This is a genomic window from Amycolatopsis sp. NPDC004772, assembly GCF_053601215.1.
The window spans coordinates 13,783-28,260 of record NZ_JBSGBK010000106.1 but is presented as its reverse complement, the minus strand read 5'-3'; the positions used below and the strand labels follow the sequence as shown (position 1 = coordinate 28,260).

The following is a 14,478-nucleotide window of genomic DNA, read 5'->3' as shown; positions in this document are numbered from 1 at the left end:
CTCATTCGGGACCTCGGACGTCCCGAATGAGTCATTCGCGACAGCCGGCGATACCGAGGTGGCCCGTCAACCGCGCGGTGGGGTCTGGGGTAGATCCAGGCGGTACACGCTCACCGTCCCCGCGCTGAACTCCTTCGTCAGCCCCGGCAACCCCGTCAGCCGGCTCAGCCCCGGCGCCAAGCTGTACGTCAGCTTGCCCGTCCAGTGGTGCCCGTCCGTCCCGACCGTCGGGGCCGACGTGTCCACGTACACCCAGCGGACGTTCTTCGCCCGCAGGATGCTCTGGACCTCCGGGTCCTCCGGGTAGTAGTTGAACATCGCCAGCAGGGTGATGTTGTCCTGGATCGGGCTGTGGCCGTCCGGGACGATGTTGAGGATCGGCAGGTCGTAGTCCACGTACAACAGCGTCGAGCCGTCGTTCGCGTTGTTGAGGATCGTCTCTCCCGGGGCCGCGTGCTCGTGCAGCCACTTCGCCGCCGCGTCGTCCGCCGCGTCGTAGCGGACGAACTGCGGGGCCGCGTAGCGCTGGCTCAACGACAGCGCCCCCGTGTTCATGTAGCCGCGGAACGACGTCACCGTCAGCGCACCCAGCAACACCACGATCAGCCCGTACGCCACCGCCGGGCGGAAGCGCGCCGGGATCGGGTTGCGCTTCTGCACCGCGACGACGAACAGCCCCAGCGCCACGAACAGGACGCCCGCCAACACCGGGATCAGCAGGTAGACGTGCGTGTCCAGGCGGTTGGCCACCCGGTAGTAGTAGCGGCCGATCATCGCGCCGAAGCCCGAATTGGGCGAGTAGTGGAAGCTCACCATGACCGCCGCCCAGAACAGCCAGGCCGTCAGCAGGGGCCACGCGCGCCGGGACAGGACCGCCGCGGCGACGCCGGCCAGGCCCAGCAGGCCGAGCACCAGCTGGCCCATCGTGCCGCTCGGGTCGAAGTACCCGCCGTACGGCAGCCGGGCGACCAGCTCGAACGACGCGCCCAGCTGCGTTCCGCGGATGTTGGCCGGCGCGTCGACCACCGAGCCGTTGCCGAGCCGCAGCAGCGCCAGGACGTCCGGGATGATCAGGACCACCGCCACCACGCCCGCCAGCACCAGCGGCAGCAACGCGCGGACGAAGGCGAGCCGGCCCGCCTTGGTGAACAGCAGGCCGATCATGGCCGCGACCGTCGTCAGCGCGATCGAGGTCAGCGCGCTCGGGTGCAGGTTGAACGCCCCGGCGGCGGCGACCCCCACCAGCACCGCGCGGCCCCAGCTGCGCTTGCCGATCACCAGCATCACGGCGACGAGCCCGGGCATCAGCGTCATCGCGGCCGCGTTCGGCAGGACGCCGCCGTCGTGGGCGAAGGCGATGCCGGGGCGGTACAGCTGCACGGACACCAGTGCGGCGACGCCCGCCGCGAGCTCGACCCAGCCGCGGCCGAGCCGGCCGTGCCGGAGCACCGCCGCGGTCAGCGCCGCCACCGAGAGCGGCAGCACGACCACCGAGAACACCACCGTCGCCAGGTTCAGGGACAGCATCGTGTCCCCGAAGACGTCGGTGAGCAGCGCGCTGATGTCGGTGAAGCCGGGCGGGTAGAACTGGACGTTCGTGTCGTGCACCACGTCGATCGGCAGGATCTGCCACGGCGCGGCCTTGCCGGTGAAGTGCGTGAATGCGGTCAGCACGGCGTGCGTGACGGTGTCGTGCTCCTGGGTCGGCGTCTGCCACGACCCGAGGCCCTTGTGCCACATCCGGACGCCGAGGCCGACGCCGGCGACGGCGATGAGCGCGCCCAGCACCTGGGCCACCAGCCCGGCCCGGCCGGTCAGCGTGCGCAGCCGCGGGTCTTCGGCGGGCTCGACCGGCTCGGCGGCCGCGCGACGGCGGCGGACCAGCCAGCGCACCCCGCCGAGCACGAGCAGGACGGCCACGAGCGCGACGGCGGTCGTCAGCAGGCCGAAGCGCAGCCCGGTGACGCCCGTGAAGAGCGACACGAGCAGCACGAACCCGGTGGTCAACGGCGCCGAAAGGCCCGCCAGCCACAACCGTTCGCGTACGCCGGTGACCAGGAGGATCGAAAATCCCGGGAGCAACACCACCAGGATTCCCGCAGCCAGCCGGACAGCTTCGGACAGCATGCTTTCTCCGATCAACAAAGCCGCCAACGCCCGGAGTCTATGGGTGGCCGCGGTCCGCCCAGGATGCGGGTGACCAGCGAGCTGACGTGCACGGTAGCGTGGCCGCGCCGTCGGAGAACGGCGTTCACCGCGGGTGCGGGCCAGGTCACGGCGGAAAATGGGGTGGGAGAATGGGTTTTCTGCTCGTTCTGGCCGCATTCTGGGTTCCGGGTGCCGTATTCGGGGCCGCGATCGGCCTGCGCGGCTGGACGCTGGGTGCCGCGGCGCCGGTCCTCACGTTCGGGGTCGTGGCCCTCGGCATCCCGCTGCTGGGCGGCACCGGCATCCGGTGGACCGCGCTCTCCGTGACACTGTGGACGCTCCTGGTGTCGGCCGCCGGCTTCGCGATCACCTGGGCCGTGGCCCGGTTCACCCGGGGCCGCCGCCCGGACGCCGAGCCGCCCGAGCGCCCGCGGTGGTCGTGGCGCGGGCACGCCGTCACGGCCCTCGGCGTCGCCGCCGGGATGGCGGTCGGCCTGCGCACCGTGCTGCGCGGCATCCCCACGCCGGGCACGGTCAACCAGGACTGGGACGCCGCGTTCCACGCGAACCTCGTCCGCTGGATCGCCGAGCGCGGGGACGCGCGCCCGTCGACCGTCGGCACCATCGCGAACCTGCCGGACGAGACTCACTACTTCTACCCGGACACCTACCACGCGCTGCTCGCCCTGCTCTTCGGCAAGGGCGGGCTGACCGTGATGCCGCTGTTGAACTTCGCGTCCATCGCCGTCACCTTCGCGGTGCCGCTCGGCGTGGCCGCGATGTGCCGCGCGTGGCGGATGCCGGCGGTCACCGCCGCGGCGGCCGCGGCGGCTTCCGCCTGCTTCACCTCGTTCCCCTACGACCTGTTCTGGCACGGCCCGGTCTGGCCGTACGCGGCCGGCGTCGCCCTGGTCCCGGCCATGCTCGCGGTGGTCCGCCTGCTGCTCGAGCCGGGCGGGGCCACCGGGCCGCTGGCCGTCGGGGTGGGCGTCGCGGGCCTCGCCGCGCTGCACACGAGCGTCGTGTTCGTCCTCGCTGTCTACTGCGTCCTGATCCTGGCCGTCGTGCTCTTCCGGTTCGAGCCGCTCGACTGGCGGCGGGCCTGGCCGTCGCTGGTGGCCGCCGCGCTGCTCGCCGTCGGGCTCGGCCTGCCCCAGGTGCTGCCTTCGCTCTACAACGCCGGCGGCGTCACGTCCGCGGTCTGGGCCAACGCGGCGACCATGACCGGCGCGGTCGGGCAGACGGTCACCTTCTCGCCGATGGCGAGCTTCCCCCAGTGGTGGATCGGCCTGCCCGCCATCGCGGGCATCTTCCTGCTGGTCCGGCACCGGCGGATGCTCTGGCTCGTCGCGGCGTACGTCGTCCTCGGCGGCCTGTACGCGGCGACGGTCTCCATGGAGAACGGCCTGGTCCACCTGCTCAGCGGGCCGTTCTACAACGACAACTACCGGCTCGCCGCGCTGCTGCCGATGATCGGCGCGGTCGGGTTCGGCGAGTTCGTCCACACCGCGTCGGCGTGGTTCGCCGCGAAGGTCCGGCCCCGGCTGCCGAAGCTGCACCCCGCCGCGCCCGTCCTGGCCGGCGTGGTGCTGCTCGCGGCGGTGATCGGCGGGTTCAGCCGCGGGTACGTGCACCTCAACTCCGTGCACGTGAACATCGCCTACCGCGGCTTTCCCGCGGTGAGCGCGGACGAGGAGACGGCGTTCGCGTGGCTGGCCCAGCACACGGTGCCCGGCGAGCGCGTCCTGAACGACCGCCTCGACGGGTCGGTCTGGATGTACGCGCTGCAGGGCGTGCACCCGACGCAATGGAACTACTACGGCGCCCCGCCCGCCAGCGACGTCGGTTATGTCAGCGCGTACGCGAACCGGCTGGAGAACGACCCGAAAGCCCGGCAGATCCTGCGGGAGCTGAAGGTCCGCTACGCCTTCGTCGGCCAGGGCAACGCCGTCCCCGACCAGCGGAACGACCCGGGCCTGCAGCACCTGGACACCACGCCGGGGTTCAAGCTGGTCTACCGCAACGCCGGGGCCTCGATCTACGAGATCGCCGGGCAGCAGGACGTCGTCGCGGCCGGTGCCACACCAGGGTCCGCGCCCGGTGACGGCCAGTGAAGGGATGCTGTGTCGACGATTACCAATCCGACCGGCAGTCACGGCGGAACGCGTGCGGTGGGCGGGTTGGCTGCGGACCGCGTCCGCCTGCTTTCGGCCGGATTGGTAATGTGATCGCGTGTCAACGACCCCGGCGACCACGGTGACCAGCCGCCGCGTGCTCATCGTGATGCCCGCCCTCAACGAGTCGGCGAGCGTCGCGTCGGTCATCGAGCAGGTGAAGCGGGCCCTCCCGAACGGTGACCTGCTCGTCGTCGACGACGGCTCGGTGGACGACACCGCCAAGCTCGCCCGCGCCGCGGGGGCCGAGGTGGCCCGCCTCGCCGTCAACCTCGGGGTCGGCGGCGCCATGCGCACCGGTTTCCGCTACGCCGCCGCCCGCGGGTACGACGTCGTCGTGCAGGTGGACGCGGACGGCCAGCACGACCCGGACGAGCTCGACGCGCTGCTGCGCGGCCTCGACGACGCGGACATCGTGATCGGCTCGCGGTTCGCCGGCAAGGGCGCGTACAAGGCCAGCGGGCCGCGCAAGTACGCCATGGTCGCGCTGTCGATCGTGTTCTCGCGGCTGGCGAAGACCCGGCTCACCGACGTCACGTCGGGCTTCAAGGCGATGGGGCCGCGCGCGATCCGGCTGTTCGCCGGCTACTACCCGGCCGAGTACCTCGGCGACACGGTCGAATCGCTGGTCATGGCCATCCGGGCCGAGCTGACCATCAAGGAGATCCCGGTCATCATGCGCGAGCGCGCGGGCGGCACGCCCAGCCACTCGCCCGTCAAGTCGGCCGTCTACCTGGGCCGCGCCGGGCTCGCGCTGCTGCTCGCGCTGGTCCGCCGCCGCCCCGCGGTCGACTCCTCGGACTCGGCTTAAGGAGCTTGGGAATGCAGGGTTGGCGCATCCTCAGCATCGTCATCGCGTGCTTGGTGCTGTTCGTCGTCATCGAGATGATGCGGCGGCGCAAGCTGCGGGAGAAGTACGCGGGCGTGTGGCTGGTCGTCGCCGTCGGCGTCGTGGTGCTCGCCGCCATCCCGGCGGCCGCGCAGTTCCTGGCCCGGCTGACCGGCGTGGAAACGCCGTCGAACTTCGTCTTCCTCCTGGCCGGCGTCGTCCTGGCGCTGGTGTCGCTGCACCTGTCCACCGAGACCGGGCACCTCGAGGAAGAGGTGCGCACGTCGGTCGAGGAGATCGCGCTGCTGCGCTGCGAGCTCGAGGACACCCGGCGCGCGCTGGAGAGCCGGATCGCCGAGCTGGAGGCGAAGACGGCGGCTCCCGACGACGTCAAAGGGCTTCCGGAGGTCGAGCGCGTCAGCAAGTGACGCGCTGATCGAGGCCCTGCTCGCCGCCCCCGCGCGGCTGGGCCGGGTACGGGTGCTGGCCATCGACGGCCCGTCAGGTGCCGGCAAGTCCACCCTGGCCGCCCAGGTCGTCGAGGCGCTGACCGCCCGCGGCTGCCGGACGGCCCTGGTGAGCACCGACGCCTTCGCGACCTGGGACGACCCGGTCGCCTGGTGGCCCCGGCTGGTCGACGGCGTCCTGCGTCCCCTGGCGGCCGGCCGGCCCGGCGCCTACCGCCGCATGGACTGGACCACCGGGGTGCCCCGGCCGGGTGAGCTCGTCCGGGTGCCCGTGCCGGAAGTCCTCGTGCTGGAGGGCGTTTCCTGCGGCCGCACTTCGGCAAGACCCCTGCTTTCGCACCTCTGCTGGCTCTCCGGCGGCCCGGAGGGCGGCCGGCTGGCCAGAACCGTCGCCAGGGACGGCGCGGCCGCACGGGCCGAATTGGCGCGGTGGCAACGGTTCGAGCGCGGCTGGTTCGCCGTCGACGGCACCCCCGGGGCCGCCGGCACCCGACTTTTGTAGGGGACGAACCGGTCACCCTCCGTGCCCGCACTGCTCCGGATCGATCAAGTCGACGAGCGGTCACAACACGACCGGACTAATCTCGGTACCGCCATCTGAGTTAGTGATCGGGCACCGCGTGCAGCCAGAGCACACAAACGGTCACATTCTGTCGCTATTTATGGACACATTGCGGTCAAATCGGCGCCCACGTAGCGCGATCGTAACCTCACGTACTTAAGCCTGGGCCGAGTTCCCGCTAGTGTCGCGGGGCACACCGATCGTCCGTCGAGTTCCTGACCGACCGGACGGTGACTTTGAACCCGAACATCTCCCAAGGGGTGCCAGATGCAGCAATTGCGGCTGACCCGAACACGCCGCGTGGCCCTGATCGGGCTGAGCGGCGCGCTCGCGGTTTCGCTGTCCGCCTGTGCGGAATCCAAGCGTGACGAGGGCGCAGGGGGTGGTTCCGGGGGCACCATGATCTTCGGCGCGGCCGGTAACCCGAAGTTGTTCGACCCGATCTTCAACGACGAGGGCGAGACCTTCCGGATCACGCGCCAGATCTTCGACACGCTGATCCAGAACAAGCCGGGCACCGCCGACCTCGAGCCCTCGCTGGCCGAGAAGTGGGAGCCCAGCAACGACGGCAAGACCTGGACCTTCTCCCTCAAGCAGGGCGTGAAGTTCTCGGACGGCACCGCCTTCGACGCGACCGCGGTCTGCTTCAACTTCGACCGCTGGTACAACATGAAGGGCGCCGCCGCCCAGAGCCAGATGATCTACTACGCCGACGTCTTCGGCGGGTTCGCCAAGAACGAGAGCACCGACTACAGCGACCCGGTCTACAAGAGCTGCGAAGCCAAGGACCCGGCGACCGCGGTCGTGAACCTGAACAAGGCGAAGGGTGCCTTCCCGGCGGCCTTCACCCTGCCGTCGTTCTCGATGCAGAGCCCGACCGCGCTGAAGCAGTACAAGGCCGACGAGGTCACCCAGTCCGGCGACTCGTTCACCTACAGCGAGTACGCCAACAAGCACCCGGTCGGCACCGGCCCGTTCAAGTTCGACGGCTGGGACCAGGGCAAGGGTGAGATCACCCTGTCCAAGAACGACACCAGCCCGACCCAGACGGCCAAGCTCGACAAGCTCATCTTCAAGGTGATCCCGGACGAGAACGCCCGCAAGCAGGCGCTCAAGGCCGGCGACATCCAGGGCTACGACTACCCGGCGCCGGCCGACTACGGCCTGCTGCGCAACGAGGGCGAGCAGGTGCTGGTGCGCCCGCCGTTCAACGTCCTCTACCTGGGCATCAACCAGTCCGGCCCGGCCGGTGAGAAGCTGAAGGACGTCCGCGTCCGCAAGGCGCTGGCCTACGGCATCAACCGCGAGCAGTTCGTCAAGAGCAAGCTGCCCGAGGGCGCCGAGGTGGCCACCGAGTTCGTCCCCAAGACGATCTCCGGCTACACCGACGAGGTCACCAAGTACCCGTTCAACCAGCAGCAGGCCAAGGATCTCCTGCAGCAGGCGGGTGCGACGAACCTGACGCTGAAGTTCTACTACCCGACCGAGGTCACCCGGCCGTACATGCCGAACCCGGCGGACGTCTTCACCTCGATCTCCGAGGACCTGAAGGCCATCGGCATCAAGATCGAGCCGGTCGCCAAGCCGTGGAACGGCGGCTACAAGGACGACGTCCAGAAGTTCGGCAAGCAGGACCTCCACCTGCTCGGCTGGACCGGTGACTACAACGACGCCGGGAACTTCGTCGGCACGTTCTTCGGCCGCAAGAAGCCGGAGTTCGGGTTCGAGAACCAGCAGCTGTTCGACGCGCTGGCCGCCGCGGACGCTTCGCCCGCCGGTGACGCGCACGCCAAGGCGTACCAGGAAGTCAACAAGCAGATCATGGACTACCTGCCGGCCATCCCGATCTCCTACGGCCCGCCCGCCATCGTGGTCGGCCCGAAGGTCAAGGGTCTGGTCGCCAGTCCGCTGACCGACGAGCGGTTCAACACCGTCACCGTGAACTGACGGCTCAACGCCGCGAGGCATGGGGTGGGTGCTACCGCGCCCACCCCATGTTCCGTACTCAGCGGGCTGCCACCTAAGGACTGCAAGTGCTCCGTTTTCTCGTGCGTCGGCTGCTACAAGCGATCCCGACGCTGCTCATCCTGTCCATCCTGGTCTTCGCCTGGCTGCGGTCGCTGCCCGGAGGGCCCGCGGCCGCCCTCCTCGGCGACAAGGCAACGCCGGAGAAGATCGCCAACCTCAATCACGTGCTGGGGCTCGACCAGCCGGTCATCATCCAGTACTTCAAGTTCCTCGGCCGCGCCATCACCGGCGACTTCGGCGCCTCGCTGGTCTCCACCCAGCCGGTGATGTCGGAGATCGGCACGTTCCTGCCGGCCACCATCGAGCTGGGCCTGTCCGCGATGATCGTCGCGGTGGTCATCGGCATCCCGGCCGGCTACCTCTCGGCCCGCTACCGCGGTGGCGTCGCTGACAACGTGATCATCGTGCTGACGCTGGTCGGCGTCGCGGTGCCGGTGTTCTTCCTCGGCTACATGATGCAGGACCTGCTGGCCGGGCCGCTGGGCCTGCCGTCGCAGGGCCGGCAGACCGCGGGGCTCGACGCCACCGCCGTCACCAACTTCGCCGTCCTCGACGGCATCATGACGAGCGAATGGGACGCCGTCTGGGACGCGATCAGGCACCTGATCCTCCCGGCGTTCGCGCTCGCCACCATCCCGCTCGCGGTGGTCACCCGGATCACCCGCGCGTCGGTGCTCGAAGTGCTCAACGAGGACTTCATCCGCACGGCCAACTCCAAGGGCCTCACGCAGCCCGTCGTCCGGCGGCGGCACGTGCTGCGCAACGGCCTGCTCCCGGTGGTCACCACCATCGGCCTGCAGACCGGCGCGCTGCTCGGCGGCGCGGTGCTGACCGAGCGGGTGTTCAACTTCCGCGGCCTCGGATTCCTGCTGGCCGAAGGCATCGAACGGCGTGACTACCCGCGGCTCCAGGCGCTGCTGCTCTTCGGCGCCCTGGTGTACGTGCTGGTGAACATGCTGGTCGACGTCTCGTACGGGATCATCGACCCGAGGGTGCGTGTGCGATGAACACTCTGCTGAACAAGAAGAAAGAGCCGATCGACAAGCTCGCCGCGGCGAGCGGGAACAGCCTCGGCCGCGAAGCGCTGCGGCGGATGCTGCGCAGCCCGGTCGCCATCACCGGTGGCGTGATCACCGGCCTGTTCGTGTTGCTGGCGGTGTTCGCGCCGCTGATCGCGCCCAAGGACCCGTTCGAGCGCTACCTGCAGGACAAGGTCGCCCTCGGCCAGGGGATCATCCCCGGCTCCCAGCCGGGCTTCCCGCTCGGCGTGGACGACTTCGGCCGCGACGAGCTGTCGCGGCTGATCGTCGGCGCGCAGAACACCCTCCTCGTCGGGGTCCTGGCCACGGTGATCGGTGTGCTCCTCGGCATCATCATCGGCGGGCTCGCCGGCGCGTTCGGCGGCTGGGTCGACACCGTCCTCATGCGACTGGTCGACGTCATGCTGTCGGTGCCGTCGCTGCTGCTGGCGATTTCGGTCGCGGCGCTGTTCGCCAAGCCGAGCCAGTGGACGGTGATCCTCGCCGTCTCGCTGATCGGGGTGCCGATCTTCGCGCGGCTGCTGCGCGGTTCGATGCTGGTGCAGCGCGGCAGCGACCACGTCCTCGCGGCGACGTCGCTGGGCGTCAAGCGCGGCACCATCGTGTTCCGGCACATGCTGCCGAACTCGCTGGGCCCGGTCATCGTGCAGGCCACGCTGACCCTGGCGACCGCGATCCTGGAGGCCGCGGCGCTGTCGTTCCTCGGTCTGGGCGACCCGGACCCGAACCGGGCGGAGTGGGGCATCATGCTGAGCAAGGGTGCCCGGCAGTTCCTCGACGTCCGGCCCGAGCTCGCGTACTACCCGGCCATCGCGATCATCATCGTCGCGCTCGGGTTCACGCTGCTCGGCGAGTCCCTCCGCGAAGCCCTCGACCCGAAGAACAGGCGGTGAGAACCCATGGCACTCCTTGAAGTCCGCGACCTTTCGGTCGTGTTCCAGCGGCGCGGCGAGCAGCCGTTCACCGCGGTGGAAGGCGTCAGCTTCGACGTCGAGCCGGGCCAGACGGTCGGCCTGGTCGGCGAGTCCGGCTGCGGCAAGTCCGTGACGTCGCTGGCGATCATGCGGCTGCTGGCCAAGCGCGGCAACAAGGTCAGCGGCTCGGTGCGCTTCGAAGGCACCGACCTGCTGTCCCTGTCCGACCGGGAAATGCGCGATCGCCGCGGCCGCGACCTCGGCATGGTCTTCCAGGACCCGCTGTCCTCGCTGAACCCGGTCATCCCGATCGGGCTGCAGATCACCGAGGTGCTGGAGCGCCACCGCGGGATGTCGCGCAAGGCGGCGTCCGTCGAAGCGGTGGACCTGCTCGACAAGGTCGGCATCCCCGACCCGTCGCGCCGGCTTTCCGAGTACCCGCACCAGCTTTCCGGCGGGATGCGGCAGCGCGCGCTGATCGCGATCGCGCTGGCGTGCCGGCCGCGGCTGCTCATCGCCGACGAGCCGACCACCGCGCTCGACGTCACCATCCAGGCGCAGATCCTCGCGCTGCTGCGGGAACTGGTGCAGGACACCGGCACCGCGCTGATCATGATCACGCACGACCTCGGTGTCGTCGCCGGGCTGTGCGACGAGGTGAACGTGCTCTACGGCGGCAAGATCGTCGAGCGGGCGCAGCGGCACCAGCTGTTCGCCGAGCCGCGCCACCCGTACACGCACGGCCTGCTCGCCTCGATCCCGCGCCTGGACGCGGGCCGCGGCGAGAAGCTGATCCCCATCCGGGGTTCGGTGGCCGACAACATCCCGTGGGACCACGGGTGCGCGTTCGCGCCGCGGTGCCCCAACGCGCTGCCGGTCTGCCGCGAGGTCCAGCCGCAGCTGGTGCCCGACCAGGGCGGGCTGCTGCGCTGTCACAACCCCGTGCGGCCCGCGGTCGCCGCGGGAGGAGGAACCCGATGACCCGTCCTGCTGGTGACGTGCTGCTCGAGGTCACCGACCTCAAGGTGCACTTCCCGATCAAGCGCGGCATCGTGATCGACCGGACGGTCGGTCACGTGTTCGCGGTCGACGGCGTCGACCTGGCCATCCGCCGCGGCGAAACCTACGGCCTGGTGGGCGAATCCGGCTGCGGCAAGTCCACTTTGGGCCGGGCGATCCTGCGGCTCAACGAGCCCACCGCCGGTTCCGTGAAGTTCGACGGCACCGACGTCGCGGCCTTGAAGGGGGAGGAACTGCGGAAGGCCCGGCGCCGGATGCAGATGATCTTCCAGGACCCGATGTCCAGTTTGGACCCGCGCCAGTCGGTCGAGTCCATCCTGCTCGAGGGCATGCACGCGCACGGCCTCGACAAGGACAAGGAAGCCACCCAGCGGCGGCTGCGGCAGCTGCTGGCCGCGGTCGGCCTCCCGGAGACGTCGCTGCGGAAGTACCCGCACGAGTTCTCGGGCGGGCAGCGCCAGCGCATCGGCATCGCGCGGGCGCTGGCGGTGGAGCCGGACCTGATCGTCGCCGACGAGCCGGTGTCCGCATTGGACGTTTCGGTGCAGGCCCAGGTGGTGAACCTGCTGGAGGACCTGCAGCAGCAGCTCGGCCTGACCTACGTCGTGATCGCGCACGACCTCGCGGTGGTGCGGCACATCTCCGACCGCATCGGCGTGATGTACCTGGGTGCGCTGGTCGAGGAGACCGACGCGGACTCGCTGTACCGGGACCCGCTGCACCCGTACACGCGGGCGCTGCTGTCGGCCATCCCGGTGCCGGACCCGCAGGTCGAGGACACCCGTGAGCAGATCCTGCTCGCCGGTGACCTGCCCTCGCCGGCCAACCCGCCGTCGGGCTGCCGGTTCCACACCCGCTGCCCGTGGCGGCAGGAGCGCCTGTGCAACACCGACCGCCCGCAGCTGCGCGAAATCGGCGGCGGGCACCGGGTGGCGTGCCACTACGCGGAGGACATCCGCGACGGGCGCATCCAGCCGCACGAGGTGGAGCCGGAGCTGGTGGAGCTCACCGGGGCGCTCAACCCCGACCTGGGCCCGCCGGACGTCGGCACCGCAGCCGAGATCCTCTGAAGTGACGGCCGGCCGGGCCTTGTCCCGGTCGGCCGTTCTCAGGTCGCCAGCTTGGCGGCCCGGGACTGCAGGTACGCCTGTTCCGGCAGGCTCAGCGTCCGCCGGGCGGCGGCCAGGTACGCCTCGCGGGCGCCGGCCGGGTCACCGGCGGTTTCGAGCAGGTGCGCGCGGATGGCGTCGACCCGGTGGTGCTGCTTGAGGTGTTTCGCCGCTTCGCCCAGTTCCGCCAGCCCCCGCTCGGGGCCGTGGACCTGCGCAAACGCGACCACCCGGTTCAACGTCACCATCGGACCGGGCGCGACGACCCGCAGGAGGTCGTAGAGCGTGAGGATCTCGGCCCAATCGGTGTCTTCGCTGGTCGGGGCCTCGTCGTGGATCGCGGCGATCGCGGCTTGCAGCTGGTAGGGGCCGACGGGCGCGGTGGCCAGCGCCTGGGTGATCAGCGCGACGCCTTCGTCGATGAATGCCCGGTTCCAGCGCGACCGGTCCTGCTCGGCCAGCGGGACCAGCGCCCCGGCGGCGTCGACGCGCGCGGGCCGGCGGGCTTCGGTGAGCAGCATCAGGGCCAGCAGCCCGGTGACTTCGCCGTCGTCCGGCAGTTCCGCGTGCAGCTGCCGGACCAGCCGGATCGCCTCGGTGGTCAGCTCGACGCGGCTCAGCGTGTCCCCCGAGCTGGCGGTGTGGCCCTCGGTGAAGATCAGGTAGAGCACCTGCAGCACGGCGGCCAGCCGCTCGGGGCGCTGGTCGTGGGTGAGCCGTTCGCCTTTCAGCTTCTGTTTCGCGCGGCTGATCCGCTGGCCGATGGTGGCCTCGGGGACGAGGAAGGCACGCGCGATCTCGGCGGTGGTGAGCCCGCCGACGGCCCGCAGCGTGAGCGCGACCTGCGACGGCGGTTTCAGTGACGGGTGGCAGCAGAGCAGCAGCAAGGTCAGCGTGTCGTCGACGCCGCCGGCGGGCTCCTGGCCGGGCGGCTCGGCCTGGGCGACGGCCTCCTCACGCCGTCGCCGCGCGGTGTCGCTGCGCCACTGCTCGATCCGCCGCCGGGACGCGGTGGTGATCAGCCACCCCTTCGGGTGATCCGGAATCCCCTCGCCCGGCCATTGCCGCGACGCGGCGAGCAGGGCTTCCTGGACGGCGTCCTCGCAGGTGTCGAACCCGCCGTACCGCCGGACCAGCGCGGCGAGGACCTGCGGCGCGAGCTCCCGGAGCAGGAGTTCGACGTCGGTCACAGCTCCGGTCCGTGGAGTCCCATCACCGGCCGCACCTCGACCTTGCCGAAGGACGCTTCCGGGACCTTCGCGGCGATCTCGAGGGCGCGCTCTTCGCTCTCGCAGTCGAGCAGGTAGAAGCCGGCGAGGAACTCCTTGGCCTCGGCGAAGGGCCCGTCGGTGACGCCCACCTGCTTGGTCAGCTCCGGGTAGGCGAGCCGCTCGGAGACGATCCGTTCGCCGGAGGCATCGAGGTCGTCGTTGAGCTGCTGGTAGTAGGCCAGCCCGGCGGCCCGCTGCTCGTCGGTCATCCCTTCCCACGCCTGGCGCGACGCGGGGTTGCCGTAGATCAGGACCACGTATTTCACTGGAGTCTCCTGTGCTTGGTTTGTCCACCGGAGTTGTCCACATGGGGGTGGAGCCTGTGGACAACTGTGGTGCTTGGGGGTGATGCCTTGCCAAGCACGCGAGATGCCCCGGTGAGCACGCTTTGTGTCCCTCCACCGACCCGGACGCCGGATTGTTCAACGGCCGTCACGCCGCGTCAAGGCGGGAAAGCGTGCCTTGACCCGGCGTGACGGCCGCTGAGGCGGCTGCGTATCGGGTCGGCAGGGGGGTGTGGCCGGTGGGGTCTTGGCGGGACGGGGGGCGAGCACTCGGTCGAAGCCGGGCCTGCGGCCCAAAGCCGGGCCTGCGGCCTAAGCGGCCCCGGCCGAAGCCAGCCCCAGCCGAAGCCGGGACTGCGGCCCAAGCGGACCCTGGCCGAAGCCAGCCCAAGCCGAAGCCGGGCCTGCGGCCCAAGCGGACCCTGGCCGAAGCCGGGCCTGCGGCCCAAGCGGACCCCGGCCGAAACCAGCCCGGCCGAAGCCAGCCCCGGCCGAAGCCGGGCCTGCGGCCCAAGCCGGCCCAAGCGGACCCCGGCCAAAGCCAGCCCGACCGAAGCCAACCCCGGCCAAAGCCGCCCCTCGACCAAAAGCGAACCCGACCAAAGTCGTACCCCCGGCCATACCTGAGGATG

Annotated in this window: 12 protein-coding genes; 9 read left to right on the top strand and 3 right to left on the bottom strand. The window is 70.5% G+C overall.

What is annotated here, in order from left to right; genetic code table 11:
• Positions 1 to 66: 66 nt before the first annotated feature.
• Positions 67 to 2,127 (bottom strand): DUF6541 family protein, encoded by a 2,061-nt coding sequence (locus ACWEF6_RS38020; protein WP_449687384.1) that lies wholly within the window; start codon positions 2,125 to 2,127, stop codon positions 67 to 69.
• Between the two features lie 170 nt (positions 2,128 to 2,297).
• Here ACWEF6_RS38020 and ACWEF6_RS38015 point away from each other — a divergent pair, with 170 nt between their 5' ends.
• From ACWEF6_RS38015 to ACWEF6_RS37975, 9 genes are all read left to right on the top strand, one after another.
• On the top strand, positions 2,298 to 4,262 hold the full coding sequence (locus ACWEF6_RS38015) for a DUF6541 family protein (RefSeq protein ID WP_449687383.1): 1,965 nt from the start codon (positions 2,298 to 2,300) through the stop codon (positions 4,260 to 4,262).
• Positions 4,263 to 4,431: 169 nt separating this feature from the next.
• A complete protein-coding gene (locus tag ACWEF6_RS38010; protein ID WP_396136891.1) occupies positions 4,432 to 5,133 on the top strand; it encodes a glycosyltransferase family 2 protein in 702 nt (233 codons plus the stop codon).
• A gap of 11 nt (positions 5,134 to 5,144) precedes the next feature.
• Entirely contained in the window at positions 5,145 to 5,579 is a 435-nt protein-coding gene (locus ACWEF6_RS38005) for a DUF2304 domain-containing protein (RefSeq protein ID WP_310969276.1), read from the top strand.
• Positions 5,580 to 5,631: 52 nt separating this feature from the next.
• Positions 5,632 to 6,120 carry a uridine kinase family protein gene (locus ACWEF6_RS38000; protein WP_449687382.1) on the top strand — a complete coding sequence of 163 codons (489 nt, stop codon included), beginning with the start codon at positions 5,632 to 5,634 and terminating at the stop codon, positions 6,118 to 6,120.
• Between the two features lie 327 nt (positions 6,121 to 6,447).
• Positions 6,448 to 8,127, top strand: coding sequence for an ABC transporter substrate-binding protein (locus ACWEF6_RS37995; RefSeq protein WP_310969274.1), 1,680 nt, complete (start codon positions 6,448 to 6,450; stop codon positions 8,125 to 8,127).
• Between the two features lie 86 nt (positions 8,128 to 8,213).
• Positions 8,214 to 9,215, top strand: a complete 1,002-nt coding sequence (locus ACWEF6_RS37990) for an ABC transporter permease (protein ID WP_310969273.1) — start codon at positions 8,214 to 8,216, stop codon at positions 9,213 to 9,215.
• The gene (locus tag ACWEF6_RS37985) at positions 9,212 to 10,141 is read left to right on the top strand and encodes an ABC transporter permease (RefSeq protein WP_004559728.1); all 930 of its coding nucleotides are present in this window, start codon (positions 9,212 to 9,214) and stop codon (positions 10,139 to 10,141) included. Before ACWEF6_RS37990 ends, ACWEF6_RS37985 begins: the two co-directional genes overlap by 4 nt.
• 6 nt (positions 10,142 to 10,147) lie before the next feature.
• Positions 10,148 to 11,143, top strand: coding sequence for an ABC transporter ATP-binding protein (locus ACWEF6_RS37980; protein ID WP_449687381.1), 996 nt, complete (start codon positions 10,148 to 10,150; stop codon positions 11,141 to 11,143).
• Positions 11,140 to 12,252: an ABC transporter ATP-binding protein gene (locus ACWEF6_RS37975; protein ID WP_449687380.1), complete on the top strand. Its 1,113-nt coding sequence runs from the start codon at positions 11,140 to 11,142 to the stop codon at positions 12,250 to 12,252. Before ACWEF6_RS37980 ends, ACWEF6_RS37975 begins: the two co-directional genes overlap by 4 nt.
• A gap of 38 nt (positions 12,253 to 12,290) precedes the next feature.
• Here the strand turns inward: ACWEF6_RS37975 and ACWEF6_RS37970 are convergent, their stop codons facing one another.
• The gene (locus ACWEF6_RS37970; RefSeq protein WP_449687379.1) at positions 12,291 to 13,481 is read right to left on the bottom strand and encodes an RNA polymerase sigma factor; all 1,191 of its coding nucleotides are present in this window, start codon (positions 13,479 to 13,481) and stop codon (positions 12,291 to 12,293) included.
• Positions 13,478 to 13,828, bottom strand: coding sequence for a YciI family protein (locus ACWEF6_RS37965; RefSeq protein WP_310969267.1), 351 nt, complete (start codon positions 13,826 to 13,828; stop codon positions 13,478 to 13,480). Before ACWEF6_RS37965 ends, ACWEF6_RS37970 begins: the two co-directional genes overlap by 4 nt.
• Between the last annotated feature and the right edge of the window lie 650 nt (positions 13,829 to 14,478).

What these genes read in the sequence shown, in the direction of transcription:
- ACWEF6_RS38020 (WP_449687384.1), bottom strand. Translation starts at nt 2,127, where the DNA reads ATGCTGTCCGAAGCTGTCCGGCTGGCTGCGGGAATCCTGGTGGTGTTG.
- ACWEF6_RS38015 (WP_449687383.1), top strand. Translation starts at nt 2,298, where the DNA reads ATGGGTTTTCTGCTCGTTCTGGCCGCATTCTGGGTTCCGGGTGCCGTA.
- ACWEF6_RS38010 (WP_396136891.1), top strand. Translation starts at nt 4,432, where the DNA reads ATGCCCGCCCTCAACGAGTCGGCGAGCGTCGCGTCGGTCATCGAGCAG.
- ACWEF6_RS38005 (WP_310969276.1), top strand. Translation starts at nt 5,145, where the DNA reads ATGCAGGGTTGGCGCATCCTCAGCATCGTCATCGCGTGCTTGGTGCTG.
- ACWEF6_RS37995 (WP_310969274.1), top strand. Translation starts at nt 6,448, where the DNA reads ATGCAGCAATTGCGGCTGACCCGAACACGCCGCGTGGCCCTGATCGGG.
- ACWEF6_RS37985 (WP_004559728.1), top strand. Translation starts at nt 9,212, where the DNA reads ATGAACACTCTGCTGAACAAGAAGAAAGAGCCGATCGACAAGCTCGCC.
- ACWEF6_RS37980 (WP_449687381.1), top strand. Translation starts at nt 10,148, where the DNA reads ATGGCACTCCTTGAAGTCCGCGACCTTTCGGTCGTGTTCCAGCGGCGC.
- ACWEF6_RS37975 (WP_449687380.1), top strand. Translation starts at nt 11,140, where the DNA reads ATGACCCGTCCTGCTGGTGACGTGCTGCTCGAGGTCACCGACCTCAAG.